The organism is Pseudomonas sp. Xaverov 259, assembly GCF_019352915.1.
Classification (GTDB): domain Bacteria; phylum Pseudomonadota; class Gammaproteobacteria; order Pseudomonadales; family Pseudomonadaceae; genus Aquipseudomonas.
The window spans coordinates 370,345-395,593 of sequence record NZ_JAAAFV010000072.1 but is presented as its reverse complement, the minus strand read 5'-3'; the positions used below and the strand labels follow the sequence as shown (position 1 = coordinate 395,593).

At 59.3% G+C, this 25,249-nt stretch carries 14 protein-coding genes; 8 read left to right on the top strand and 6 right to left on the bottom strand.

The window, feature by feature from the left end:
* Nucleotides 1-219: 219 nt before the first annotated feature.
* Nucleotides 220-2,556 carry a bifunctional diguanylate cyclase/phosphodiesterase gene (locus K0H48_RS30445; protein WP_219337856.1) on the top strand — a complete coding sequence of 779 codons (2,337 nt, stop codon included), beginning with the start codon at nucleotides 220-222 and terminating at the stop codon, nucleotides 2,554-2,556.
* Nucleotides 2,557-2,811: 255 nt separating this feature from the next.
* Here the strand turns inward: K0H48_RS30445 and K0H48_RS30440 are convergent, their stop codons facing one another.
* Nucleotides 2,812-5,229, bottom strand: coding sequence for a glucose/quinate/shikimate family membrane-bound PQQ-dependent dehydrogenase (locus tag K0H48_RS30440; protein WP_219337855.1), 2,418 nt, complete (start codon nucleotides 5,227-5,229; stop codon nucleotides 2,812-2,814).
* Nucleotides 5,230-5,616: 387 nt separating this feature from the next.
* Entirely contained in the window at nucleotides 5,617-7,635 is a 2,019-nt protein-coding gene (locus K0H48_RS30435) for a TonB-dependent receptor (protein WP_219337854.1), read from the bottom strand.
* A gap of 204 nt (nucleotides 7,636-7,839) precedes the next feature.
* Between K0H48_RS30435 and K0H48_RS30430 the strand changes: the two genes are divergently transcribed.
* Together K0H48_RS30430 and K0H48_RS30425 are read left to right on the top strand one after the other, a co-directional pair.
* Nucleotides 7,840-8,073: a VF530 family DNA-binding protein gene (locus tag K0H48_RS30430; RefSeq protein WP_010212838.1), complete on the top strand. Its 234-nt coding sequence runs from the start codon at nucleotides 7,840-7,842 to the stop codon at nucleotides 8,071-8,073.
* A gap of 4 nt (nucleotides 8,074-8,077) precedes the next feature.
* Nucleotides 8,078-8,704, top strand: coding sequence for a Pr6Pr family membrane protein (locus K0H48_RS30425; protein ID WP_219337853.1), 627 nt, complete (start codon nucleotides 8,078-8,080; stop codon nucleotides 8,702-8,704).
* 393 nt (nucleotides 8,705-9,097) lie between these two features.
* On the opposite strand, the gene K0H48_RS30420 is transcribed toward K0H48_RS30425, so the two are convergent.
* Nucleotides 9,098-9,865: a siderophore-interacting protein gene (locus K0H48_RS30420; protein ID WP_219337852.1), complete on the bottom strand. Its 768-nt coding sequence runs from the start codon at nucleotides 9,863-9,865 to the stop codon at nucleotides 9,098-9,100.
* Nucleotides 9,865-10,371 (bottom strand): PadR family transcriptional regulator, encoded by a 507-nt coding sequence (locus K0H48_RS30415; protein ID WP_219337851.1) that lies wholly within the window; start codon nucleotides 10,369-10,371, stop codon nucleotides 9,865-9,867. The genes K0H48_RS30420 and K0H48_RS30415 overlap by 1 nt, the downstream gene beginning before the upstream one ends.
* A 484-nt stretch (nucleotides 10,372-10,855) precedes the next feature.
* On the opposite strand from K0H48_RS30415, the gene K0H48_RS30410 reads away from it, so the two are divergent.
* The 5 genes from K0H48_RS30410 (at nucleotide 10,856) to K0H48_RS30390 (ending at nucleotide 16,564) form a co-directional block, all read left to right on the top strand.
* Nucleotides 10,856-11,353 carry a CS1 type fimbrial major subunit gene (locus K0H48_RS30410; protein ID WP_219337850.1) on the top strand — a complete coding sequence of 166 codons (498 nt, stop codon included), beginning with the start codon at nucleotides 10,856-10,858 and terminating at the stop codon, nucleotides 11,351-11,353.
* Nucleotides 11,354-11,461: 108 nt separating this feature from the next.
* Entirely contained in the window at nucleotides 11,462-13,984 is a 2,523-nt protein-coding gene (locus K0H48_RS30405; protein WP_219337849.1) for a CS1-pili formation C-terminal domain-containing protein, read from the top strand.
* Between the two features lie 179 nt (nucleotides 13,985-14,163).
* The gene (locus tag K0H48_RS30400; RefSeq protein ID WP_219337870.1) at nucleotides 14,164-15,258 is read left to right on the top strand and encodes a hypothetical protein; all 1,095 of its coding nucleotides are present in this window, start codon (nucleotides 14,164-14,166) and stop codon (nucleotides 15,256-15,258) included.
* Between the two features lie 59 nt (nucleotides 15,259-15,317).
* On the top strand, nucleotides 15,318-16,076 hold the full coding sequence (locus K0H48_RS30395; protein WP_219337848.1) for a molecular chaperone: 759 nt from the start codon (nucleotides 15,318-15,320) through the stop codon (nucleotides 16,074-16,076).
* A 5-nt stretch (nucleotides 16,077-16,081) separates the two neighbouring features.
* Entirely contained in the window at nucleotides 16,082-16,564 is a 483-nt protein-coding gene (locus K0H48_RS30390; protein ID WP_219337847.1) for a fimbrial protein, read from the top strand.
* On the opposite strand, the gene K0H48_RS30385 is transcribed toward K0H48_RS30390, so the two are convergent.
* Entirely contained in the window at nucleotides 16,565-21,745 is a 5,181-nt protein-coding gene (locus K0H48_RS30385; protein ID WP_219337846.1) for a DUF6543 domain-containing protein, read from the bottom strand.
* Between the two features lie 228 nt (nucleotides 21,746-21,973).
* On the bottom strand, nucleotides 21,974-25,249 hold a 3,276-nt coding region (locus tag K0H48_RS30380; protein ID WP_219337845.1), incomplete at its 5' end, for a membrane-targeted effector domain-containing toxin.

Sequence of the window (25,249 nt, the reverse complement as noted above, 5' to 3'; positions counted from 1 at the left end):
TTGCCGAAGCTTCTGAGGCAGCCGTATGCCGTCAGTAATATGACGCAAGCACGCCAGGAATTATTGGGTGTACTTATCCCAGCTCCCAGCTAATCTGCTAAAACCAACGATTGAATAAAAAAAGATATTTTTTTGACGCCAGATCAGCCGTCGTCAGGGATGCGTATGAGCAAGGGACCCAGTGGCACAGAGAGGCGAACGCGGCCGCAGGGTTCGGCAATGCAGTGGCGCCACACGTTCCAGACCCGTATCGCCGGGGTGCTGGCGCTATTGCTGCTGGTGGTGGTGGCGGCCACATACTTTGCGGTCAAGGCTGCTACCAGCCGTGCCGTGGAGAACCAGGCCCAGGTACAACTCAGTACCGGTATCCAAGTGTTTGAGCGCCTGCTGGACCTGCGCGGGCGCCGCCTGCAATACGGCCTGGACTGGCTGACGGTGGACGGTCCTTTCAAACAGGCAGTGATCGAGGCCAAGGCTGATTCGATCCTGACTGCATTGCGCCGGCATGGCACCGGTATCCACTCCACCGAGGTGTTTGTCCTCGGCCTGGATGGCAAGGTAATGGTCAGCACCTTGCCGGTGTTGGTACAGGGCGCGGTGTTTGCTTATGAGCCGGCCCTGCGTCATGCGCGGCGCAGTGGCCAGCAAATGCTCATCGTCGCCATGGACGGGCAGCCGTATTTGCTGGTGCAGGATGAAGTGCTCGACCCGGAGCCCATCGCCCGTGTGGTTATGGGTTTTCCCATGGACAAGTTGTTCGCCAATGAATTGCGCTCCATGAGCAACCTTGAAGTGTCGTTCCTCAGTGAGCAGGACGGCCGCGTCGGCCAGTTGTTCAGCACCCAGCCTGAGGCCTATCAAGACACCGTCATCAGCCTGATGCGCGACAGCCACCCCAACCCTGAGGCGCAGATCAATGTGTTTCACGGGCAACGTGTGTTGAGCCAGGTGCTGCCGCTGGCCAACACTGGCGATGGCGATCAAGTGCGCGTGTTGCTGCAAAGCCCGCTGGACCATGCGCTGGAATCCTTTGCGCCGCTGGACCGGCAGTTTCTCGGCATCGCCCTGGCGGTGCTGCTGGTGTCGCTGGTGGCCGCATTGTTTTTGGCGCGACGTGTATCGCGCCCGCTCACTGCCTTGGTCGAGGCCGCTGAACGCATTGGTGCCGGTGACTACCGCACGCCGGTGCGGGTGCGCAGCCATGATGAATTCGGCTTGCTGGCACGCGCTTTCAACGCCATGCAAAGCGGCATCGCTGTGCGCGAGCGGCAACTGGCGCATAACGCCTTGCATGATCCGCTCACCGGCTTGCCCAACCGCGCCTTGGCCATGGAGCGCCTGGGCAGTGCGATCAGTGCGCGGCGGCCGGTGGTGTTGCTGTACCTGGGGATCGAAAACTACCGGGTGATCAACGAAGGCTTCGGCCCTCAAGGCGTCGAAGAAATGCTGCGTGAGGCCAGCCGCTGCTTGTCCATGAGCCTGCTGGCCAGCGACACCGCAGCGCGCATCGCCGGCAGTGAGTTTCTGCTGTTGCTGGAAAACACCGAGATCGACCGCGCCGTGGCCCGCGCCGACCGCCTTTACGGGCTGCTCACCGAACCCCAGCGCATCGGCAATGATGAGGTGCGCCATGAAGTCAGCATCGGCATCGCCGCGTACCCCACCGACGGCCAGCAGGTCGAAGAGTTGATCAGCCGCGCGGCCATTGCCCGGCATGATGCAGCGAGCCTGCCGGGGCATTTGCAGATCTACCAGCAAGACCGCGACCTTGCCCACCAACGCCAGATCACCTTGATTCGCGACCTGCGCCGGGCGGTGGTCGAGGGTGAATTGTTCCTGTGTTATCAGCCTAAACTGGACCTCAAGCACGGCCATGTGCGCCAGGCGGAAGCCTTGCTGCGCTGGCAGCATCCGACCCTTGGGCAGGTGTCGCCCACCGAATTCATTCCTTTGGCCGAGCGCACCGGCAGTATGGGCAGCCTGACCTTGTGGGCGATCGAGGAAGCCATTCGCCAAATGGCTGAGTGGTCGCAACGGGGTTTGCACCTGCAACTCTCGGTCAATATCTCGGTGGATGATTTAGCCGATGATGACTTGGCCATCCGCGTCACCGCCTTGTTGATGCAGTACAAGGTCTCGGCCGAGCAACTGATTTTCGAGATCACCGAAAGCGCGATCATGCATAACCCACAACAGGCCCTCGTGGTGCTGGAACAGCTGCGTGGCTGCGGCATCAGCCTGTCGGTGGATGACTTCGGCACGGGCTATTCATCGCTGGCGCAATTGCAGCGTTTGCCGGTGCAGGAATTGAAGATCGACCAATCGTTTATCCGCAACCTCGACAGCGCCAGTGGCGACGGTGTGATCGTGCGCTCGACCATTGAAATGAGCCACAACCTGGGGCTCAAAGTGGTGGCGGAGGGCGTGGAATTCGAGCCCAGCTTGAAGTTGCTCAGGCAGTGGAAGTGCGACACGGCGCAGGGGTATCTGATCAGTCGGCCGTTGAATGCGATGGCATTTGAGATGTGGATGCGGCGTGAGCGGGTGGCTTTGTAAGGCCTGATCTCCAGGCTTGCCTGTGGGAGCTGGCTTGCCTGCGATAGCGATTGGACAGACGACCTGAATGTTGAAGCTGTGCTCGGTCAAAGTGTGGGAGCGGGCTTGCTCGCGAATACGGTGTGTCAGTCGCCTGATGCATTAACTGAAAGGCCGCATTCGCGAGCAAGCCCGCTCCCACATTGGATCTTCACAGGGCACAAAAAAGGCGGCTACCCGTGAAGGTAGCCGCCTTTGTTTTACCGCCGGTTCAGCTTAGTCCGGCAGTTTGAACGCCATCACATAGTCACCCTGCTTGGTGCCCAGCGAGCCGTGACCGCCGGCCATGACCAGCACGTACTGCTTGCCGTCCTTGCCGGTGTAGGTCATCGGTGTGGTCTGCGCGCCTGCAGGCAGGCGGCCTTCCCACAGTTGCTTGCCGTTTTTCACGTCATAGGCACGCAGGTACTGGTCAAGGGTGCCGCTGAGGAACGCGACGCCGCCGGCGGTGGTGAATGTACCGCCCAGGCTAGGCACGCCCATGGTCAGCGGGATCGGAACCGGCGAGCTGTCACGCACGGTGCCGTTCTTGTGCATCCAGATGGTCTGGTGGTTGGTCAGGTCGACCGCCGCCACATAACCCCACGCCGGTGCCTGGCACGGCAGGCCCAGAGGCGACAGCAGTGCTTCGAGGATCACGCCGTACGGCGCGCCTTTGTTCGGCTGCACGCCTTCGGTTTCGCTGACGCGCGGGCCTTGCTTGGCAATCTCGGCCGCCGGGATCAGTTTGGATTTGAACGCCATGTAGCTCGGGTTCACGAAAGCGATCTGGCGAACCGGATCAACCGAGATACCACCCCAGTCGAACACGCCGAAGTTGCCTGGGTAAACGATTGAACCTTGCAGCGATGGCGGGGTGAACGGACCGTCGTAGCGCATGGATTTGAAATCAATCCGGCACAGCATTTGGTCGAATGGGGTCACGCCCCACATGTCGCGTTCTTTCAACGGCGGCGGCATGAAGTTCAGGTCGGACTTCGGTTGGGTTGGCGAGGTGTGATCACCGGCCACTGCGCCTTGCGGTACAGGGATTTCGTTGATCGGCACCACCGGCTTGCCGTTGCTGCGGTCCAGCACGTAGATGCTGCCTTGCTTGGTCGAGGCCATGACTGCTGGCTTGACGCCGTCAGCGGTCTTGATATCGATCAGCGAAGGCTGGCCGCCCACGTCCATGTCCCACAGGTCATGGTGAGTGAACTGGAAGGTCCACTTCACGTGGCCGGTGTCGATGTCCAGCGCGGTCAGGCCGGCGCTGTATTTTTCCGAATCTTCGGTACGGTCGCCGCCGTATTGGTCAGGCATCTGGTTGCCCATCGGCAGGTAGAGCATGCCGAGTTTTTCATCGACGCTGAACATGGACCACATGTTCGGCGAGTTGCGGGTGTAGGTCTTGCCCTCGGCCAACGGGGTGGTGTCGTCCGGGTTGCCGCTGTCCCAGTTCCACACCAGCTTGCCGGTGTGTACGTCGAACGCGCGGATCACGCCGCTAGGCTCGTCGGTGGAGACGTTGTCAGTCACGTGACCGCCGATCACGACCAGGTTCTTGGTCACGGCCGGTGGCGAGGTGGAGTAGTAACCGCCTGGGGCGAAGCTGCCGATGTTGGCGCGCAGGTCGACCTGGCCTTTGTCACCGAAGTCTTCGCACATCTTGCCGGTGTCGGCGTTCAGGGCGATCAGACGGGTGTCGGCAGTCGGTACGAAGATGCGTTTCGGGCAGGCATTCGGTGCCGCAGCCGGGCTGGCGCTGCCGGTAGGGCTCTGTTCGGAAGCGTAGGCGGCGTCATCGTGATACGACACACCACGGCAGGTCATGTGCGCCCAACCCTTGAAGTTCTCGGCGCCCTGGCTGCTGATCTTCGGATCGAAGCGCCAGATTTCCTTGCCGGTGTCCGGGTCCAGCGCGATCACCTGGCTGTGCGGCGTGCACACGTAGAGCATGCCGTTGACTTTCAGCGGGGTGTTTTCTGCGGTGGTTTCACCGGGATCGCCTGGGCCAGGGATGTCACCGGTGCGATAGGTCCACGCCGGCACCAGCTTGTGGGCGTTTTCCGGGGTGATCTGCGCCAGTGGCGAGTAACGATCACCGAAGGCCGAGCGGCCATAGGAGTTCCAGTCACCATCGGCTTGGGCCGGTGCAGCGCTGGCCATGCCTGGCGCGGCGTCGCGATCCAGTTGGCCGGTCTTGACCATCTCACCCGGGTTGGTGAACTGGCTGGCCAGGGCGGTTGCGCCCGCCAGCACCACGGCCACGCTCAGCGCGCCAGTGCCCAGCGGCGCGGGTTGGCCACGCAGCAACGGACGGCGAAACCACGGCAGCAGCAAGACGATGCCCAAGGCGAACAATAGGGCCAGGCGCGGCACCAATTGCCACCAGTCCAGGCCGACTTCCCACAGTGCCCACACGGTACTGGCGAACAACACCAGTGCGTACAGGCCCAGCGCAGCGCGGCGGGTAGCCAGCAGCAATACGCCGGTGAGGGCGATGCCGATACCGGCCAGCAGGTAGTACAGCGACCCGCCGAGCATGCTCAGCTTGACGCCGCCAGCCAGCAAGGCCAGCCCCATGATCAGCAGCAAGACCCCCAGCAGCCTGGGCAACAGGCGGCTTGGGCTTGAGGCACCATCAGTGCTCATAGTGTGTTTCTCCGTTACGTTGGAATTATGTAACCCCGTGCTTCACTGTAGATGACGATTCGGCGCGGGCTTGGTTCAGCGTTAATTTGGGTTTTTCTGGGGATAAGTCAGTTATCCACAGGCGGGCGATTGAATTCCACGCGCGGGTCGGTTTAAGACAGCGCTGTCTTTAAGGCAGGGAACATTCGGCAAGATGGGATCGACCGCAGGCGTGAAACGTTTCAGTTTGTTGCGGCAAGGATAAAGCGCCTTCTCGTTTTGAGAAAGGGTAATTAGAGAGATGCATCATTTCAGATCTGGTAACAGTGACAGAACGTCGCTGCAAGAATGCCTGTAAAGCCTGGCTTCTGTGGGAGCCCGGCTCCCACAGAAGATCTACGCTGCTTTTTAAAAGGTGGTGCGCACGCCGAACTGCACGCTGCGCCCAGGCGCCGGGGCGATATCACGCAGGATCGAGCTGGCATAGCGCACGGTCTGGTTAGTCAGGTTTTCGCCATTGACGAACGCCAGCCACTGGCTGCCACCCACATTGAAGTGATAACCGGCGCTGGCGCCCAAGGTGGTGTAGCCGTCGGTGCCGCTTTCGTTGTCCGGCACTTTGCCTTGGCCTGCGGCGTGCTCCACGTCGATCCGCGCCTGCCAGCGGTCCAGCTCCCACAGCAAGCCGCTGTTCAGACGCAGCGGCGCAATACGTGGCAAGGCTTCGCCAGTGTCCAGGTTGGTGGCGCGGGTGTAATCGCCCGACAGCTCCAGGGCGAACTTGCCGTAGGCGCCTTCGCCCAACTTCCAGTGATCCTGGGCTTCGAAACCGGCGAAACGCGCACGCACGCCGGAGTATTTGTACTCAGGGTTACCGCCCGCGTCTTCTTCACCTTCATCGTTCAGCGTGCGCCCTGTGCCCAGCAAACCGATGTAGTTGGAGAAGCGGCTGTAGAACACGCCGAAACTGCCCTTGTGCGTGCCGTTGTCAAAGCGCAGTGCCAGGTCGCTGGACACGGCTTTCTCTTTCTTCAGGTTGGCGTCACCCAACTCGTAAGTGCCGGTGGCGACGTGGGCGCCGTTGGCGTACAGCTCGTAGAAGGTGGGTGCGCGCTCGGTGTAGCCGAGTGTCGCGGCCAGCGACCACACCGGCGTGAGGCTGTATACCGCGCCGGACGACAGGCTGCCGGCGGTGAAGTCATTGGATTTATCGGCACCGGCAAAGCGCGCATTGCCCTTGGCGTTCGGGTCGACATTGGTATGTTCTACACGCCCGCCAAGGCTGAGCTTGAGGCGCTCGGTGGCCTGCATTTCTTCGAGGATAAACAGCGCACCGGCGTTGGTGTCGGTCTGCGGCACAAAGGCTTCTTCGCCCAGGGCCGAGAACTCGTTGCGGGTCACTTGGGCGCCGACCACGCCATCAAACGGGCCGAGCGGCTGGTGGCGCGCTTCAACGCGAGCTTCGTAACCCTTGTTCTTGAAGATCGTGCCGGTTTCGCCGCCTTCGATTTCACGGTGTTCGTAATCGGTGTAGCCGGCGCCGAGTTTCACCGAGGTGAACGGGCCTTGCAGGTTGCGGATCTCGGACGCAAAGGCGTAGTGATCCTGCTTCATGCGAATGCGTACGTCTTGCTCGGCGGGTGAGCCATAGTTGCTGTCGTAGTTGCTGTAGGACAGTCCCGCATAACCGTCGTCCCAGGTGTAGGAACCGCCGACCGCGCCGCCATCCTGGCGCCCGTCGCTGTTGCCCAGTCGGCCATTTTTGCCGGGGCCGTCTTCGGTCTCTGCGGCATGCCGGCTGCGGGCCTGGCCGGGGATTTTGAGGTCGTTGAATTCCCGCGCATTTGCGTCCAGGTGCAAGGCGAAGGTGCCGTTGCCGGCTTCCAGCTTGCCCGCGCTGCTGCGGGTGGTGTCGGCACCGCCGTAGCGCAGTTCACCGGCGCCGTGGATGCCTTCGATGGCCTCGGTGGGAATGCGGTTGTCGAAGGTGTTGACCACGCCGCCGATGGCGCTGCCACCGTACAGCAGCGCGGCCGGGCCACGCACGATTTCGATGCGGTCGACGTTGATCGGGTCCAGCGGCACGGCGTGGTCATAGGACAGCGACGACGCATCCAGCGCGCCCACGCCGTTGCGCAGGATGCGAATACGGTCGCCGTCCTGGCCACGAATGATCGGCCGGCTGGCGCCTGGGCCGAAGTACGACGACGACACGCCCGGCTGCTTGTTCAGGGTTTCGCCGAGGCTGCCTTTTTGTTGCAGGGTCAGGTCATCGCCTTCGAGCACTGTGGTGGGCGAGGCGAGTTGTTCGCTGCCCAACGGGTTGCCGGTAATGACTTGGGGTTGCAGTTCCAGGGCGTGGGCTTCGGAGCAGATCAACAGGGCGGCGGCGAGTGGGGTCAAGCGCCACAGAGAAGAGAGGGACATCACACATTCCTTGGTAAAACGGCACAGAAAAGAGAAGGCTTAAACGGTATCGGGCTTGATAAGTATGGTTACAATATAACATCTCTTTTTTGCCTGAAAAGGGGAACTTTTTTCCAAGGGCTATATTCAATGCAGTGCTTCCACCGCTACGCCCCGTCGGCTAAGGTGCGCGGCTGTGTATTCTCTTTTTGCAAAAGGCCTGGCATGACCGCGACAAGCAACGACCCACTTCACGGCGTGACCCTGCAGCACGTCCTCACCACATTGGTGGAGCACTACGAATGGAGCGGGCTGGCCGAACGCATCGATGTGCGCTGTTTCAAGAGCGATCCGAGCATCAAGTCGAGCCTGACCTTCCTGCGCAAAACGCCGTGGGCGCGGGAGAAAGTCGAAGGCTTGTACGTCAAACTGATGCGTACCAAACGCCCGTTGGATTGAGGCCATGAAGCGGTATGTGGCCACGGCGGCGCTGGCTGGCTGGACAGGGCTGGCGATTCAGCAATACCTGATTTTCTATTCGCGCTGGGAGGCCGGCGCGAGCCTGTTGGGCGGGCTGATCAACTTTTTCAGTTTCTTCACCGTGCTGACCAACACCCTGGTTGTTGTGGTGTTGAGCTATGCGCTGGTCAAGCGCGAGTCGGCGGCAAAGCGGTTCTTCCTGGCGCCCACCGTCAGCAGCGCTATTGCTACGAGCATCGTCGTGGTGAGCCTGGCTTACAACCTGTTGCTACGGCATTTGTGGAGCCCCACCGGCTTTCAATTTATTGCCGACGAGTTGCTGCACGACGTGCTGCCGGTGCTGTTTGTGATCTATTGGTGGCGGTGTGTGCCCAAGCGCACGTTGCGCTTCAAACACATTGGCGTTTGGGTGATTTACCCGCTGGTATACTTCGGCTATGTGCTGCTGCGCGGGCATTTGCTGGGGCAGTATCAGTACCCGTTCATCGATGTGGACAGCCTCGGTTATCCACAGGTGTTTGTGAATGCCGGGGGGATTTTGGCGGGGTTTGTGCTGATTGCGTTGGCGGTGGTGGGGTTGGATAGAGTCTTGAAGCCCCCTGCAAATTAAAGTGGGAGCTGGCTCGCCTGCGATGGTATCAACTCGGTGTGCCTGATGTACCGAGGTGCCTGCATCGCAGCGGTGCGACGATTCGACAAGCCAGCTACCACATAAAAGCAGCTCTTCAGTGCATGCAAATCAGCAGCCGACTTCATTTTCAAAGCTGCATACAGTCAACTGTGGGAGCGGGCTTGCTCGCGAATGCGGTGTATCAGTGACAGATGAATTGACTGACCCACCGCATTCGCGAGCAAGCCCGCTCCCACATTTAGACCCAGTTGCATCAGGCAGATAGGCTTTGCCTTGCACTTGATCTGGCTTTTGATTCAACCACTCAAGTCGGCTGATGCGGCGACCCGACAAGCCAGCTCCCACATTGGAGCTTCAGTGGGCTTGAGGGCTTTACTCCTCTTCGCTGCCTTCGGCGCGCCAGTAACCCACGGCCTTGAGGAACTCCTCATTGATCTTGTGCGTGTCCAGCAACACGCGGCGCACTTGGCGCGACAGCTTGGTTTCCGTCGCGACAAAGCTGTACAGCGAGCCGCCCGGCAGGGTCAGGTTGCGTACGGTTTCAAGCAGGTCGTCGTGGCCACGCACTACCCAAATCACCTGCACATCGGCGGCACTGTTGAGTGGCTGCTGTTCGGCGTTGTTGGCGATTTCAATCACCGCCAGCACCTTGCGCCCGGCCGGCAATTCTTCCAGGCGACGGGCGATGGCCGGGATCGCGGTTTCATCACCGATCAGCAAGTAGCTGTCGAAGATATCCGGCACGATCATCGAGCCACGCGGCCCACCGATATACAGGTGCTGGCCGACTTGCACCTGATCGGCCCAGGTGGAGGCAGGGCCATCGCCGTGCAGCACGAAGTCGATATCCAGCTCGCCGATGCTCAGGTCGAAGCGCCGTGGCGTGTAGTCGCGCATGGCCGGTTGCGGGCCGTCGCCCTTGATGTTGAAGGTCGGGCTTTCCAGCGCGGCCTGTTCGGCGGCGTTCTGTGGGAACAGCAGTTTGATGTGGTCGTCACTCCCCAGGCTGATAAAACCGGCCAGTTCCGGCCCGCCCAAGGTGACGCGGCGCATGCGTGGGGTGATGTCGACCACCCGCAGCACTTGCAGGCGGCGGCGTTTGATTTCGTGGGTAACGCGATGGATAGCTTGAGTATTCATTAGTTTTTCCCGTCGGCAATGGCTTGAGCGGTGCCGTTGAGCAGCGCCGCGACACGAACGATTTCTTCCGGGCTCCAGCGCCCGTGGTGCGAATGCAAGGCGTGGCGCAGGTTATGCACCGCCTCGTGGATTTGCGGTGGGCGGTCGTGGCCACGCAGCGAGCGCTTGCTGACATCAATGCGCATGCGCACGCCTTCCAGGGCAACGGCTTGCTCGCTTAAGAAGAGACGACCGGCGTCGGTGATTGTGTAGCGTTTTTTTCCATTCTCGGCGTCGCCGCTGATCAACTCGCTCTCTTCGAGAAAGGTCAGGGTGGGGTAGATCACGCCGGGGCTGGGGCTGTAGGCGCCGTCGAACAGACTTTCGATCTGGCGGATCAGGTCGTAGCCGTGGCAAGGCTGCTCGGCGATCAAGGCCGGCAGCAGCAGCTTCAGGTCGCCAGGGGCGAATACCCGTGGGCCGCGGCCGCCGCGTTTTTCAAACTCGCTGCGAGGCTCATGTCGCATGTGTCTATCCTCTGTCATGTTTAGATATAACTTAAGATATATCTTTAGGTGGCGATAGCCCGAGACGACCAGCGGTCGTGAGCCACGTCAACCCGCTCAATTTCGAAGGGCCATGGACAATAAAAGAAAGTTAGAGTTGTAACTTTTATTAGAGTTTATACTCAAACCCACAGGCTGGCGTTCTGGTCTTTATATATATTTGGGTTTGTAAGACTGCTCTTACGGCGGATTCTTATTGTTGCTCTTATGCTCAAGTAGTCTAATTCTTACGGCTATTTTTAAAGTTTTGGCAAAATGCCATCTTTTTCATGCGCTCCCTGTTTACAAGGGCTACGCGCATATTGGAATGCGCCTGCATACCTGTTTTTAGATTGAGTTGATTATTGCCTGGCATTGCGCGGTTCAACTAACCAGCACTGTCATTCGTTGTTTAAGGCTCTCTTTTCGACGAACCCACTCATATTGTCAACTATAGGTATTGACCATGTTCAAGAAGTTTGCTGTTGCTGTTCCCCTGGCTGTTCTGGCGCTGTCCTCCTCGGTAACCGCTATCGCTGCCGGTGAAGCCAGCCACACCGTCAACCTCAAGGCAAACATCCCGACCACCGTGTTCCACGCCCAGCCGCGTGATCCGAACTGGGGCCGTGACGAGACCATGACCTACAACCTGGTCAGCGGTGAATTGGCGACCCTGAACGCCATCTACGACATCAAGAACACCAACGGTTCGGTTGCCGCCTACATCGAAGGTGGCCCGGCGGTGCTGTTCAACGGTGATGCCGCGCAGAACATCCCGGTTACCACCACCCTCAACGGGGTGATCCTCACCGGCACGCCACAGGAAGTGGTCAACGAAGCCGACTCCACCCCAGGTGTTGGGGCGGAAATGCGCATCGCTGCGGCCAAGCCTACGGCGACTCAGCGTGGTTCCTACACCACCACCATTCCGGTGGTGTTCGACGCAGTACTACCAGCCCTGTGATGCCAATGAGTGCCTGTTAATCACGGGCATTCGCTTGCAGGTCGGCTGATTCCCTCCTCTGTCCGCCGGCCTGATTTTTTTATCTCTTGGCATTCAGGGTATCCGTTCATGTTTCCGATGACGCCTATCGCGGCTGCGCTTGCGCTGTTGATGTGTACGAGTGCGCTGGCTGCACCTGCTGCCTCCGGCGCTGCAACCCCTGGCAGCTTGATTACCCAGGCCCAAGGCCTGCCCGCAGGTTTCAGTGATCACTTTTTTGACGTGCCGTTGGCGGTGCGGGTGGACCTTGACCAACAACCGCTGGGCGAGGCTCTGATTGTGCTGTCACGGGATGATCGCGTGACCTTGCTGGAATTCACCGACACCGGCGACAGCAAAGTCCCGGCCGCTACCCGTGATACCTGGCAAGCGCTGTTGGAAAAAGGCGTGGCCTTGGGCGCCTGCACCCAGGCCTGCCCGGAAAAAATGATCTCGGCGTTCTACAACCTGGAAAGCTCCCAGTTGTCGATCCTCACCCAGGACGTTGAACTCAGTGACGACACTCCGCGCTTCTATGACCAGCCCGAAGGCGGCAGCCTGGGGCTGATCATTAACAACCAGCTCAACCTCAACGGCAGCCAGGAAGACAGCCTGGGCGGTCGCTATGGCTTGCAAGCCAGTTCCAGCCTGGGTAACTGGAGCCAGGTGTTCAATTTGCAACTGGCACGCCAGAGTGGCGCCGATGAGCCAATGCGCCATGCCATTCATGAGCTGTACACCCAGCGTGAACTGCAGGGGCAGTTTTTCCGCCTCGGCCACTTCACCCCCAATTCCGACGGCCTCACCCGTCAACTGCGCAGCTTCGGCGCCAGCCCCGATACGGCGCTGGGCCTGATGTACGGCAGCTCCGACAGCTTGGCCATCAACAATTCCAAGCCCAGCGTGTATCCGATCTACGTTACCGCCAACCGCCAGGCGGCGGTGGAGATCTACCGCAACGGCTTGCTGATCAACACCCAGGCGGTGGCAGCCGGCCTGCACACCCTGGACACCCGGCCACTGCCCGGCGGCATTTATGAAGTGGAAGTGCGCCTGGTGGAAGACGGCCTGACCACCAGCACTACCCAGGAGTTGGTCTACAAGCCCAGCAACTGGCGCAACGCCGAAGACCGCTGGCGCTACAACCTGTTTGCCGGGCGCGAAAGCAAGTTGTTCAGCAACTGGGACGAACAGGCTTCTGGCGCAATGACGGCTGGTGCGTCCCTCAACTACCTGCTGCACCCGCGTGTGATCCTCGGGCTGTCGGCGCGCCAGGTGCGCGAGCAACTGCAATACGGCGGTTCGATGGACTGGACGGTGGCCAACAACACCAGCGTCTATGCCAACCTGTACCAGACCCAGGACCACGGCACCGGCATGGACCTGCAAGGGCTCTACACCTTCGGCGCGACCAACCTGGTGTTCAGCCACAACCGCAGCTGGCTCGACACCCGTGACACTTACGAAACCCTGCCGGACGGTACGCGCCTGCGCCGCAATACGTTCGTGGGCGAGGCCAGCAACACTGCGTTGTCGGTCAACCACCGCCTCGATGCGAAAAACACCCTGAACATGCGTCTCTCCCACAGCGAAGGCAATGTCGAGGGCGCCGGCCTGGACCTGGGTTGGAGCCGCCATGACAGGTTATTCGGCAGCGATGCCAACTGGCGATTATCGCTGTTCGACCGGCCCGGCAGCGCGGGCACCAACGATGCGCGCAATCGTGGCGTGGATGTGAGCGTGAGTGTCAATCTGGGCAGTGAAGGTCGGCAGATTTCCGGCAGTATCGGCACCCGCACCGCCCGTGACGGTGGGCGCGACAACAATGCCTCGGTGACTGTGCGCCAAGACCTCACCGACCACATGCTGCAAAGCGTCTCCGCGACTGCGATCACCGATACCTACGGCGTTGGCCTGTCGGGCATGGCCAGCTTCAATACAGACGCGGTCAGCGGTGACGGCTTTGTGCAGCGCAGTTCCTTCAACGGCGACCTGAGCGGCGGCTTGAACCTCAACAGCACCTTTGTCGCCGGTGCCGGCAAGATGCTGCTGAGCAGCCAATACCAAGGCAACGGTGCGGGGATGATCATCGATGTGGAAACCGACCTCGACGAAATCGAACTGCGCGCCGACGACCTCGGTGGCGGTGGTGCGATCCTGCGGCCGGGGCGCAACTACGTGCCGGTCTCGGCCTACAAGAGCAGCAGCGTGAGCTTCGACTTTGAAGGCAACCACCCGCCGGCCGCCAATATTCAACCGACCCGCGCCAGTTATCACCTGAACAAGGGCGGTGTGGACTACCGCAAAATCACGGTGATGAAGACCGTCACTGTGCTCGGCCGGTTGCTGGATGAGCGCGGTGCACCGCTCAGGGGGCATCACGTGATCAATCACGCCAGCCGTGGGGTCAGCGAGGTGGATGGGTTTTTCTCGATGGAAATGAGTTCCAGCGCGCCCACCTTGCAAGTGCGCTACCAAAACCAGCTGCTTTGCCAGTTTCGCTTGGACCCCAGCAATGCGCCGAACGAAAACGACGTGTTGATGATTGGTGACTTGCGCTGCACACCGGACACCTTGGCCGAGGTCGGCCATGCGTCCGAGGCGGCCGGATGAACTTCCTAACCAGAACGATGTTTGTTCAGAGGCATGAGTTGACCAGCATGAGCAATCCAATCAAGAACCTGACCTGGCGAGCAGTGTCAGTGGCCGCAGCGTTGTATGCGTTTACGCCGTTGACCCTGGCGGCCACGCAAGACATTACCGCTGAGTTCCGCCCTGACCCCAGCAACCCGATGGTAAACAAGTTTATCAACACCACCCCGCAAAGCGGAGTATGCCCAGGGCATATGCCGGCGAGGTGCGAGGCGTTGGGGATTTTCAGTATCCGAACCTGGGATATCAACTTTGTCGCCAGCGGTCCGATAGAGGCCAATCATGCAAACCCGCGTCAAGGTTTGATGTTCAAGGTCCCCTCCGAGTGGCGAAGTTTTGAGGTGGTTTCATCCAAGGGCGACCGGAAAACAGTGGAGATGCGTATTTCCGGGGTTGGCAGTCGCTTCAATACGACTAATCCGCCGGGCGTTCAGGCCTGGAGTTCGTTACCCGCCAACTGGACGCACGCACCAGCTCCGTGCCAGTACACCGGCATGTGGGCGGCTGCCCCCACGTTAAGGCTGTGGTTCTGGCTCGTACCGGAAGGTGCCGGTGCTTGTAATCTGGTGACGCCGTTTGATGTGCCCACCTCCAGTTTCAGCATGCTTGAGTACACGTACGAGTTGCGTACGCCTAATCCTTTGGATATGGACGCGGGGGATTACAGAGGGACGATTACTTACCGTGTCGGGCCGTACCAGGATTTCGATTTTGGTGACCTCTATCTTCCGAACGATGATGTGTTGACCTTCAACTTCGATCTTCGGGTAGAGCACAACCTCAAGGTGGACCTGCCACCGGGGGGCAACCGCGTGGAGCTGTTGCCGGAGGGCGGCTGGCAAGCCTGGCTCAATCGTGGGCGCCAGCCGTCGCGGCTGTTTCGTGATCAGACCTTCGTCATCTCCACCAGCGGGCGTTTCAAGATGCAGCTCGAATGCAGCCTTGCGATAGGCAACACCTGTGGCTTGCGCAACGGCGCGGGGGATCAGGTGCCGTTGCAGGTCGGCATCAGCCTGCCATTTGGCCTGCACGACCAGGGCGTGCAAGCCGTCAACAAGGTGCCCCTGCGCCTGGATGGCGTGGGCACCGAGCTGTTCCAGCCGGCGTTTTATGTGAACAACCGCTCCGGAAAACTGCACTTTGAAGTCGAAACCAACGACGTCAAAGACATGCTCGAACATCCGGGCAGTACCTATTCGGGCGTGGTCACGGTGATCTGGGATTCAGAAGTCTGAGCGGGCATTGGCCGCATCTCAGCCCCTGGCTGGGCTCAATCAATAAGGCGTAATCAAACATGAAACATGCAGTGTTAGCGGTGGGGCTGTTCCTGATGGCGTTGGGTGCCCATGCGGGGCCGGCGATCAACGTCGGGGTGGTATACGACTACCTGGAAGGCGATCGCAGTTCCTACCTCAAGCGGGTCTACAACGGCGGCACCAGCACCGCTTTTATCAAGGTCAACGTGCTGGAAATTGTCTACAACGCCGACGGCACCTCCAGGGAAGTGCCCGTTGCCTCGATGACCGATGCCAAGGGCAGCGCCACCAATCGTGATGGCCTGATGGCCAGTCCGGCGCGGCTGATCGTGCCAGCAGGCGGGCGTCAGGGCACACGTTTGCTGTACATGGGCGAGCGCGACACCGAGCGTTACTTTCGCGTGCGCTTTATCCCGGTGGTACCGGAAAAGGAAGATGACTTTGCCGTGACCGATCAAGAGCGCGCCGAGTACAAGGACGCGCTGGCGGCCGGGGTCAACGTCATGGCGGGCTACGGCACGGTGTTTTTCGTCAGGCCCAAGGACACCCGTTTCGATACGCAAATCAACGAGACCAGCAGCCAGTACACCCTGCGTAATGCGGGCAACAGTGTGGTGGTGCTCGATGAGTTCCGCGATTGTGCGGTGGCGAAAAAGACCGACTGTGAGGCCACCACCAAGCACCACATCTTGCCCGGTCGCCAGTTGGCGCTCGAGAAAAAGCCGCAACGCCAGGTCAACTTCCAGCTGATCGAAGGACGCAGCAAAAAACCGATGTCGGTCAACAGTAACGGGTGATGACTATGTTCAAGCAACTGACGGTACTGGCTGCATTGATTGCGCCTGTGTCTCTGGGCGGGCAGGCGTGGGCGTTCCAGGAGCGCCACAGTTTTGATGTGTCGGTGACCATCCCGATCCATGAGGCTTATGTGCTGCCCTCTGAACCCGACTGGATGGGGCATGACCAGGTGCTGGCCTGGGACCTGGCGACTGCCCGGTTGGGCCGTTTGCGTAAGAGCTTCGATGTGAAAAACATCAACGGCGGCGTGGCGGCGCGGCTCGGCGATACACCCTACCTGTTAAGTGGCCGCAACCGCATCGATTTGCAGGTGCTGTTCAACCGGGTGCCGTTGACACTGGATTCGACTCTGGTACTCAGCGCAGATGAAGCGCGTGCAGGTCGGCGTGCCGAACTGGAAATCGCCGCCATTGAACCGGAGGACGGTTACAAGGGCGGCGAGTATTACGGCACGGTACACCTGCTGTTTGATTTTCCGGCGCCTTGATCAAGTCCGGTTTTTACGTGTCCCCGCGCGGTTCAACGCTTCGCGGGTCAGGTCCCGCAGCCACTGTTTGCGACGGTATCCCAACTCGTTGAGCGTCGTGTTGTAGAGTGTCGAGCTCATGGGGTTACCGGATAATACGCTGCTTTCGTCCAACCCCAGCGCCTGTGCCAAGCTGCGCAGTTTTTCCCGCTGGGGTTCCAGATCGGTCTCAGGCAGGTCTTGGGAGTCTGCGTAGTTTTGTTGCAGCGCTTGCAGGTCGTCGAGCTGGGCGTACTTCAGGTCGAAGGCGGTGTTGTTGTTCCAGCGGGCGGTGGGGTTATGCTGCTCGAGGTAACGCTCCCAGCGGTTGTCCAGCAGCATCTGATTGACCAGCCCGTCACCTTCTTCCAGCCTGGCCACTGCGCTGGCGACTTTCTCGATCTGCTCGGGGTTCACATCAGCGAGTGTACGGTAGGTCATATGGGTCGATAGCCACGGTAGATCCAGTCGGTCTGCCAGTGTGCTGCGATAGGCCAGGTGAATGCCGGCCTCATCGACCTCTCCATGCACGCCGTCGACGACCTGCGACCAGAGGCGTTGACCGAGCCCGCCCTGTTCTTTGGGTTTGAGGCGGTGGGCGATATCTTCACCAATGGCTTTGCCCATGTAAGTATCGCGAGCGGCTCCGCGGGCCAATACCACCAGCCTGGTCTCAAGTTCCGCCGGTGAGGTGCTGGTCCGATAGGCTTCGCTGACGAGGACTTCGACGCCCAGTTTCTGAAAAATCAACGCGCCGGCGTCGGGGCACAATCCGGGGTAGCGGGTGTCCTTGAACACGCGTTCGCGCAGTTCGCTGTCGGCTTCCACTGCTCTGAGCAGGCGCCAGACTCTCTGGCTCAGTTCAGGGTGATTGCTCTGGTAGGCCAAGCGGTCCTCCTCGGCTTGAAACGCATCCGGCTCCTCAAGGGACTTGATCACTTCAAACAGGCCCTGGGAGCCCGGTTCTTTTTCAATCTCATCCCAGAGTTGCCGGTGGCGTTCAACCTCTTCAGGCTTGATGTAGGTGAGCCACGGCGCACTCTCTCCTTTGGGGGCGTAGAAGCGCAGCGGGTCCAACCCCACGGACTCGCGGTATTCGGCGAGCAAGTCTTGAAAGTCCGAGGTGAGTTTGCTCTGGTCCAGGCGTGTACGGGCGATGATGTCGGCATCATCGGAGCCCGGCTTGACATGCGGTACCTGGGTGATCGGGTTCTCGCTCAGGTCCAGTAGAAAACCCCGGGGGCGGGATTGGCCCACGAGCCCGGCAGGCCAGTCCTTGACCTGTGTGTCGCGCAGATTCAGCAAGGTCAGGTTCGGCATCTGGCTGATATCCGGGGGGTGCCCCAATGGGTTGCCGGCCATCTCAAGTTGTTTGAGGCGCTTGAGACGCTTGAGCGTGGCGATGGCTGAGTCGTCCAGCACCAGGGCATTTTTTTCCAGTTGCAGCCGCCGCAGGCGTTTGAGGTTGCCGAGGGTCTCGGGCAGCTTGGTGAGGAGGTTATTACTCAGGTCCAGATCGCGCAGATGAGGGAAGTTGTTCAGAAAGGCGGCGTGCTTGTCTGAAAAATCGCAACCGCGCAGGTCCACGTCGTTGATGTGGTTCAGCGGCACGCTAAGGGTCGGTAGCTCATCGGGCATTTTGGTGTTGAACAAATCGAGGGCGATACCGCCACGGTGTTCGAAGCTCTCGTCCAGGTGAACAGTCAGGCCATTGGTCCAGCCGTCGTAAAGGCGCATAGCTAATATCGCCCGACGCTTGCGCGCTTCTGGCTCCAAGGGTGTGCCTTCCCAGCGGGTCGGGCCTTTGATGTAGGTATCGAGCTGATGGAACAACTGCTCTTTTTGCGCCTCCATCTGCGTCAGCGTTTGCTCTCCTTCAATCGTTCCCAGCGTCTTTGATAAGCTTTGAATACCGTCTGGGGTAACGGCAGGAAGTAGCGCTTTGATGCGCTCCTCAATGGTTTTTGGTTGCGTGTCATGGCTTTCGATTCGGCTCATTTTGCACGATGCGCCTCCGCCCAGAAGTGCCTCGACCTCTGGTGCGGGCTGCTTGCCTATGGGTGACTCAGCCAATGCCAGGCGTCGCTCGGCCGGTGCCTGGTTGTGCTCGATCACCCATTGCCTGAACTGTTCACCTTCGTCGGCGGCATACGGTGGGGTGCGTTCCGGAACCTGCGCCAGGGTCCAGAGCACAGACTCGTACAGATCGGCGGTGTGATTCAGCGACTTGGACTCGCCATCGAATACTTCATAACTGCCTTGAGCGTTACGCACCAGGGTACGCGTCTGGGGCGCATCGGCTTCCCCGACGCTGCAGCGCAGGGGGCCGGTGGGGCTGTTGTCACGTATATCGATTTTCAGGCCGCTGAATGAGTCGCTGTGCAAACGCAGGGTGTTGAGCACCAACCGTTCGCTTTGTGCCGATGGTTGCCGGGGAGGGTAAAGCCCTTCGACGGCACGACTGGCCTGGTTGTCGAAGTCCAGTTCTCGAGCCAGGCTTTTAAGGCGCAGGGGCAGGCGATGTTCGTCGGTCATTGCCTTTAATTCTTCGGGCCAGGCCTGTTTGAGCAAGGCATTGGCGCTGCTCAGCGGCAGCTCGGGAAAGGTCTGGCGCAGCAGGGCTATGTGCGGATCGCTGCTGGCTTGGCCCAATTGATAGTGACTGTTGGCGATGTGGCCGCCGAAGCCATCCACGTAACTGGCTAATTGATTGCGCAGCGCTTGGGCCCGTTGTGCCGGGGGTAAGGTTTCGCCCAGCAACGTATTGACCTGCTGTTCATCGAGAAAGCCCAATACGCGCTCCGGCAGTTTGGCCGCCATCACGTCTGCCAGGCTGATGGTCAGGGTATCGGCCGGCAGGGCGGTGGCATTGCCGTACTTGCGCGACGCGCCGCTCAGGTCGCTGTTGTGAAACACCTCCAGGGCTTTGGTTGGCGGCCAGCCGGGGAGTTCTGTGACGGCCTGTTCGAACCAGTAGGAGTACGGCTCGAGTGCCTGACCTGTGCGTATCTTGCGGGCCGATTCCTCGGCAAACCGGCCGGCGACAAAGCGTTCGAGGGTATCTGTCAGCAGCGGCGGGGACGGTTGATTGCGCACGTACATATAGCGTAGATGGTCGGGATCGCTGCCACTGATGATACGGATCTGTTCGAGCTGCTCGGTCGTGAGCGCCTGGGTGGCGGGGCTGATACGGCGCATCAGCGTGTCATCGTCCCAACTGCGCGGTTGTTCGCCTTCATGCACCCAGGCACCGTTGCCATTGAAGCGTACTTTCGGTCGATAGGCTTGCGGCCGATTGGGATGCACGATGCGGTGGTAGGGCAGTTGCGGGTCAGGCGTGACCTGATAGTGGTTGTCAGCATGTGCCAGCCAGTGTTTTTGCGCATGTTGATATAAGCCTTGCGCATCAGGGGCGATGCCTTTGGGCAGGCTGATGCTTTGTTTGTATGGCGAAAGATCCGGGTTCCACAAGCGTTTTTTGCCGCTGGCAAGCTCTACCGGGTGCAGGCCTTCAACGAAGGCCGACAGCTTGAGGGTGAGCGTCTGGCCGAGAGTGCCGGCCCCCGCCCAAACCCCCAACTGCACCACCGCCTCCATGACCTCCATGACATGACCGATGGCTTCCAGCCCTTTGCCCTGCGCCCAGTCAACGATACCTTCGAACACATCGTTGGCCACCTGGTAGGCGGTGTAGGCGAGCATCAACTCGCCCAGGAACGGCACGAACGGGGTGACCACCAGTAGCGCGGCATTAAAGATGTCCGACAGGATCTTGCTCAGGTTGTCCCACCAGGCCCAGCGTGCCATCCGGTCTGCATAGGCGGTGGTGACGGCAATTTCCCGGGTATCGTTGACGATCTTGTTGAGTCTGACCCGGTACAGGTAATGCCACAGCGTATCGGGTTCGGAGTGGTCTGAGGGCGGGCGGTTCTGGTAATCGTCAAAGATGTTTTGCACGCTGAAGTGCAACTGCGGCGTGTCGACTTCAAGTGTTTGCCAGCTGGGGCCGCTGTCGGTGCGTGCCTTTTGATGCCACTGCACTTTGTATAGGCGGCTTTGCAGTTCAGCGAAAAAATGCCCGCGTTGTTTGTGGTCGACAAATTGACTGAAAAATTGCCGGTAGGTGGCCTTGGCCTGCGGTTGGTCCGTTGCATCGGGGGGCGCAGGGCTGTCGCGCAGTTGGCGCGTCAGCTCGTTCATGAACGCGACCGGCGAGGCGTATTCCTTCAAGGGATGCTCGGGGTCCTCGGGGATATAGGCAACCAAGCGTTCGATGTGTTTGTCGCGGCCTTGTGGTGCGGCAATCACCAGGACACCGCTCAAGCGGGCATCCAGCAGGCTCAGGTTGTAGTACTCCACCGGTATGCCATCCAGGGATGGAGTGGGCTTGCCCTCGACGATATCAAAGAGCAAACGCCTTGCATCGGCTTTGATGTGTTGCTGTGAAAAGGCGATGCAGGCGGCATATTTAAGCGAGGCTTTGTCGCAGGCAATCACCTTGAGCCGTAAGGTATCGGCCTGAACCTGATTGCTGAAACCCAGGGTGCTTAGTAATCGTGCCTGGTATTGCCGACCGATATCGAGCGTGCGGCACAGGTTTTTGAAACCCACTGCCGTCAGGGGTTGACCACTGGTGCTGGAGGTCAGCGTCAGGATGTTTTGCTGGCTGCGATCGTCGACGGGGGACAAGAACGCATAGTCGGCAAACTGCTCACTGGCGCTGAAGTTATGCAGTGCGGCATCCAGCAACGACACGGTTCGGCTGGTCACCCCTTTGTGTACGCCAATGACCCACCAGCTGTTCTTGGCGGGGGCATAAAGACGAATAAAGGTGTTTCTCACATCAATGTTGCCGTATTCCCGTAAGGCTTTTTTGAGCAGGCGCTCGGCGAATGAATACACGTCCTTCATGTATTTAAGTTGTTCATCCAAGGCGTTCCTGGCTGCCCAATATTCGTCCATCGCTTCTCTCGGGACAGGGTCAGCAGGCGCGTCGACCGCCTTGAGGCGGGTATAGACATAAGGGCTGGCGGCCCGCATTGCGCGAACGCGGGTCAGCGTGGCAGTGCTGAGCCAATCCGGTATTGCGCGCCGGATAAAGTCAAAGTGAATACCCTGTGTGGCGTGGCTGGCAGCGTGTAGGTAGGGGCGGTCGAGTAACATGGTGTGGTGCCTTTAGATCAATAGTCGGATGTTCAACCCGATCTACCCTAATCCCCCCACGAAAAGGGCAGGCCTACATAACCACTACATTGCCCTTACCGCTGACGCACGATCAGTAGTCGGTAGTGCGTGGAGCCACTACCGGGTCGCGGTGGTAGACCGGTCTGCCCCTCAACGGTCAATAAAGCCCCGCCCCAGGAGCGGGCAGGGCCAACACCGATCACGGCATTATAAAGCGGCTTCCAAACCCACCTCCTTTACGAGGGCATCAATTAAATCATCCAGTGTTGAGTAACGTTTATCTTGCAACTTCGGCCAACGATCAATAAAGAGCTGCCCCTGAGCATCAGTTTTAACAGTGGTGGAATATATTTTCCCATCATTGGAACGGTGGAGGACAGAGGCTTGAGGCGATGAAGCCTGTTGCTCAACCACGAAGTTACCTGCCGATACCAACCGCGCTCGGGGCGAAGACGTAGTGGGGACAAATGATAACTTGACTTCTTTCTCAAGTGCCTCAATCAACTGTTCGACCGTCCGGAAGCGCCTATTATCCAGATTCCAACGTTTAATAAAGAACTTATTATTAATGAAGTCCTGTTCAATCGGCGTGCGAACAATCTCTCCGGTTTCGGAATGGTGGACCAACCAGGTCTCAAAAGATGAAGGCCGTTCGATCAGGGCGTACTTGGCCTTGTTCAGCCGTGCGCTCGGCAGGCTCGCAGCGGAAACGTGGGACATATACGCATCGCCCCTAAGTGCCTGGCTTACCTGTTCCAACGTTGTGAAACGTTTATCTTTCAATAGCGGAATCTCTTCAGTAAAGAACTTCCCCGTCTCGTCAATTTTAATAGGGGCGCTCTCGTTCCCTCCGAAAGGGGTGCGGTAGACCACATTGGCTTCGGTGCTTGAGGGTTGCTCGATCAGGAAGTCGTCGACATTTCTCAGCCATGCGTGATCCGTTGCAGTTCTAGACGGCAGCGCAGGCGTACCGGCAATACCGACGTGCAACTTGAAATCACTGCGCAGGGCTTTTGTTCCGGAGGCGCCCGGCTCGGGCCCGACGATAGTCCATCCTCCCGGCTGCAGGGGTAATGCCTGGGAGGGAGGGACATCGAGTATCCTCAAGCTGACCGCATCCTGCAGTTGCGCGATGCCCGGGACACCCAGGAACGTATCGCAGTGGGAGTCCCCTATGAGCGCTACCCAATTATGCGGACCCTGCGCCAACTGGTCGGCCTTGATCACCTCATTGGCGAAATAATTGAAAAGGTTCATGCGGGCGTTGTCCATGTACATGCCTTTAACGTGATAGCTGGCCGTACAATCGAGCGCACGCACGCGAATACCCGCCTTTTTAGCCGCTTTGACCACATTGGTGTAAGTATCTCGGCCTTTATAACGGGGCATTTGGCGGGCATCTAGCTGTTTCAGATAACGTTTCAGGTTTTCCGGCATTGTGCTCGTGAGGTTAAAAAGATCCAGCTCTGCCTGATGCAGGTCGGTGAGCAGGTGCTCCAAGTACAATGTCTTGACGCCCTTCTGCTTCAACAGCTTCATATACTTGATCAGGAACTGTTTGCTGTAGGTATGAGAATGGACTTCGCCGATGAAAAGTCCCCGTATCTTTTTACACAGTTCCTCGATAAACGCCTCCTCAGTGGTCGCCGTGGCAAGGTCAGCGAAATCGGCGCGTGGAGGTGGCGTGTAATCGGCAAAAGCTTTTTGGGCGGTTTCACCCAGGCTACTGCGTTTTTGCTTGAAAGCCTCGAATGCCGAATGGTCTGGGGCTCCAGTTGCAGGTGGGCGGAGCGTGTTAAAGCTGTCACGTGTAAGCAGCATGTCGTTCAGCTTTGGTTTATGCACCTCGGGCAGATCAAACTCACTGTAATGAGAGGCAGATGGGGGGACCTGTACCGCTCTCGAGGGACCGGCCGTCGGTAAGGTTTGTGAGGCTGGGACCATTGTCAGCCTGTAGTCACCCCGGGATAGCGCGGGGGAGAATGTATCAGGCAGGATGCTCTCTATTTGGCCTGGGGCAACCTCCTCCACACGCAGGGCGACGGCATTCTGCAAATCGGCGAGGCCCGGCACCTCGTTCGTGCTCCCTATTCGAGCCTCATCAACCAGGGCGATCCAGCCATCATCGTTTTGCCTAAGGGCTTTGTGGGAATAGAAGTTTCTAAGTTCGCTGGTGCGCGGAGTAAACCGCTCTAGGTTAGAAAGCTCCAGCACGTGTTCCATATAATAAGAACTCGAGGCGTCCACGCCGTCGATCGCGATCTTGTTCTTGTGCGCTTCAAGCATCAGTTTACGGTAGGTAAAAGGCGCATTCTTGTCCCAGCCCAAGCTTTTGTCGACCTGCTCCAAATGCGTCTTGACCCGTTTCAAGGCATACGCGACATTGCCCGTGGTTTCGCCGTTGATAATTTTGAGCTTGTTCCGGAAAACATCGGCCGGCAGGTTTTCGATGCACAGACGCCTGAGTCCTTGCGCTTTCAAGGCCGGCAGGCTTTCGATCAGTATTTGCTTACTGGCAACGCTGTCGTTGGATGCGCCAATGATCAGCCGCTTCTTGAGCGAGAACAGGGTGACAAGCGCAGTAGACCGGTTGGAACCCGTCGCCAGCTCCGGTAAGCCGGTGCGGTCCGGGCGCGCGGGAGGCGAGGCGTAAAGCGCTTGCGCATCTTTAGTCAGCTCATCCACCTGTTTGGAATAGCTGTCGCGTAGAGGCTTCAATTGCATCTGGAACGTCGCAAATGCGTTCTCTTGAAAGACGTCGTCCGGGTGGGCGAGGTTATCCAGGTACTCAAGGTCGAGCGCGATTCTGAAGTGGCTGCCTTGCTCGGATGCAATCTCATAGGGCACCAGTGATTGGTCGACCTCATCCGGCATTGCCATATGCGTCTGTCTGCCCCCGCCTCCCCGCAGCCAGAAGCGTACCCAATTGCCATCGGTGTTCTGGTTGACCAAACGTGCAGTCGACTGCATTTGCCCGGTGACTGGGTCACGGCTAAACAGCACATGCTGCCCCAGAGAATCCGGTGTGTTCTTGATCCAGAACGGTTCGCCGTTGAACATCACCGGTTCCATTCCGGCAGCAATCCCAGGGTCGATATCGTTGACCAGCGTGGCCTGCTTCAACGTCTTGGTCACCGGCCGGACGGGCAGTGCTTTAAGGGCCGGGCGAAAGTCAAACAGTACCGCACCGCCGGCATTGGCCAGGTAGCCGATGTAGTGTTTCAAGGCGCCAGCCGTGTCCCCCTGTTGGTAGGCACTGATGGCGAGCATCGCGTCCTTGAACGCCAGCAAGCCACCCAGGCCCAGGCTCAGTACGGGAAAAGGGATGGTGGCGATGGCAGTGACCAGTTCGACGCACGTCCAGAGAATCCCCACGATCATCTCCGTGCGATTGACCGTGGTGGCAATCACATCGTCAATTTTTCGCTGCAACACCATGTTGTAGAAGTCATTGCGCAGGTCGGTCAGGGTTGTGGCGGGGGT

Bases quoted from the DNA above. Each gene is read 5' to 3' on its own strand.
- K0H48_RS30445 (WP_219337856.1), top strand. From the start codon at position 220: ATGCAGTGGCGCCACACGTTCCAGACCCGTATCGCCGGGGTGCTGGCG.
- K0H48_RS30440 (WP_219337855.1), bottom strand. From the start codon at position 5,229: ATGAGCACTGATGGTGCCTCAAGCCCAAGCCGCCTGTTGCCCAGGCTG.
- K0H48_RS30435 (WP_219337854.1), bottom strand. From the start codon at position 7,635: ATGTCCCTCTCTTCTCTGTGGCGCTTGACCCCACTCGCCGCCGCCCTG.
- K0H48_RS30430 (WP_010212838.1), top strand. From the start codon at position 7,840: ATGACCGCGACAAGCAACGACCCACTTCACGGCGTGACCCTGCAGCAC.
- K0H48_RS30425 (WP_219337853.1), top strand. From the start codon at position 8,078: ATGAAGCGGTATGTGGCCACGGCGGCGCTGGCTGGCTGGACAGGGCTG.
- K0H48_RS30420 (WP_219337852.1), bottom strand. From the start codon at position 9,865: ATGAATACTCAAGCTATCCATCGCGTTACCCACGAAATCAAACGCCGC.
- K0H48_RS30415 (WP_219337851.1), bottom strand. From the start codon at position 10,371: ATGCGACATGAGCCTCGCAGCGAGTTTGAAAAACGCGGCGGCCGCGGC.
- K0H48_RS30410 (WP_219337850.1), top strand. From the start codon at position 10,856: ATGTTCAAGAAGTTTGCTGTTGCTGTTCCCCTGGCTGTTCTGGCGCTG.
- K0H48_RS30405 (WP_219337849.1), top strand. From the start codon at position 11,462: ATGTTTCCGATGACGCCTATCGCGGCTGCGCTTGCGCTGTTGATGTGT.
- K0H48_RS30400 (WP_219337870.1), top strand. From the start codon at position 14,164: ATGGTAAACAAGTTTATCAACACCACCCCGCAAAGCGGAGTATGCCCA.
- K0H48_RS30395 (WP_219337848.1), top strand. From the start codon at position 15,318: ATGAAACATGCAGTGTTAGCGGTGGGGCTGTTCCTGATGGCGTTGGGT.
- K0H48_RS30390 (WP_219337847.1), top strand. From the start codon at position 16,082: ATGTTCAAGCAACTGACGGTACTGGCTGCATTGATTGCGCCTGTGTCT.
- K0H48_RS30385 (WP_219337846.1), bottom strand. From the start codon at position 21,745: ATGTTACTCGACCGCCCCTACCTACACGCTGCCAGCCACGCCACACAG.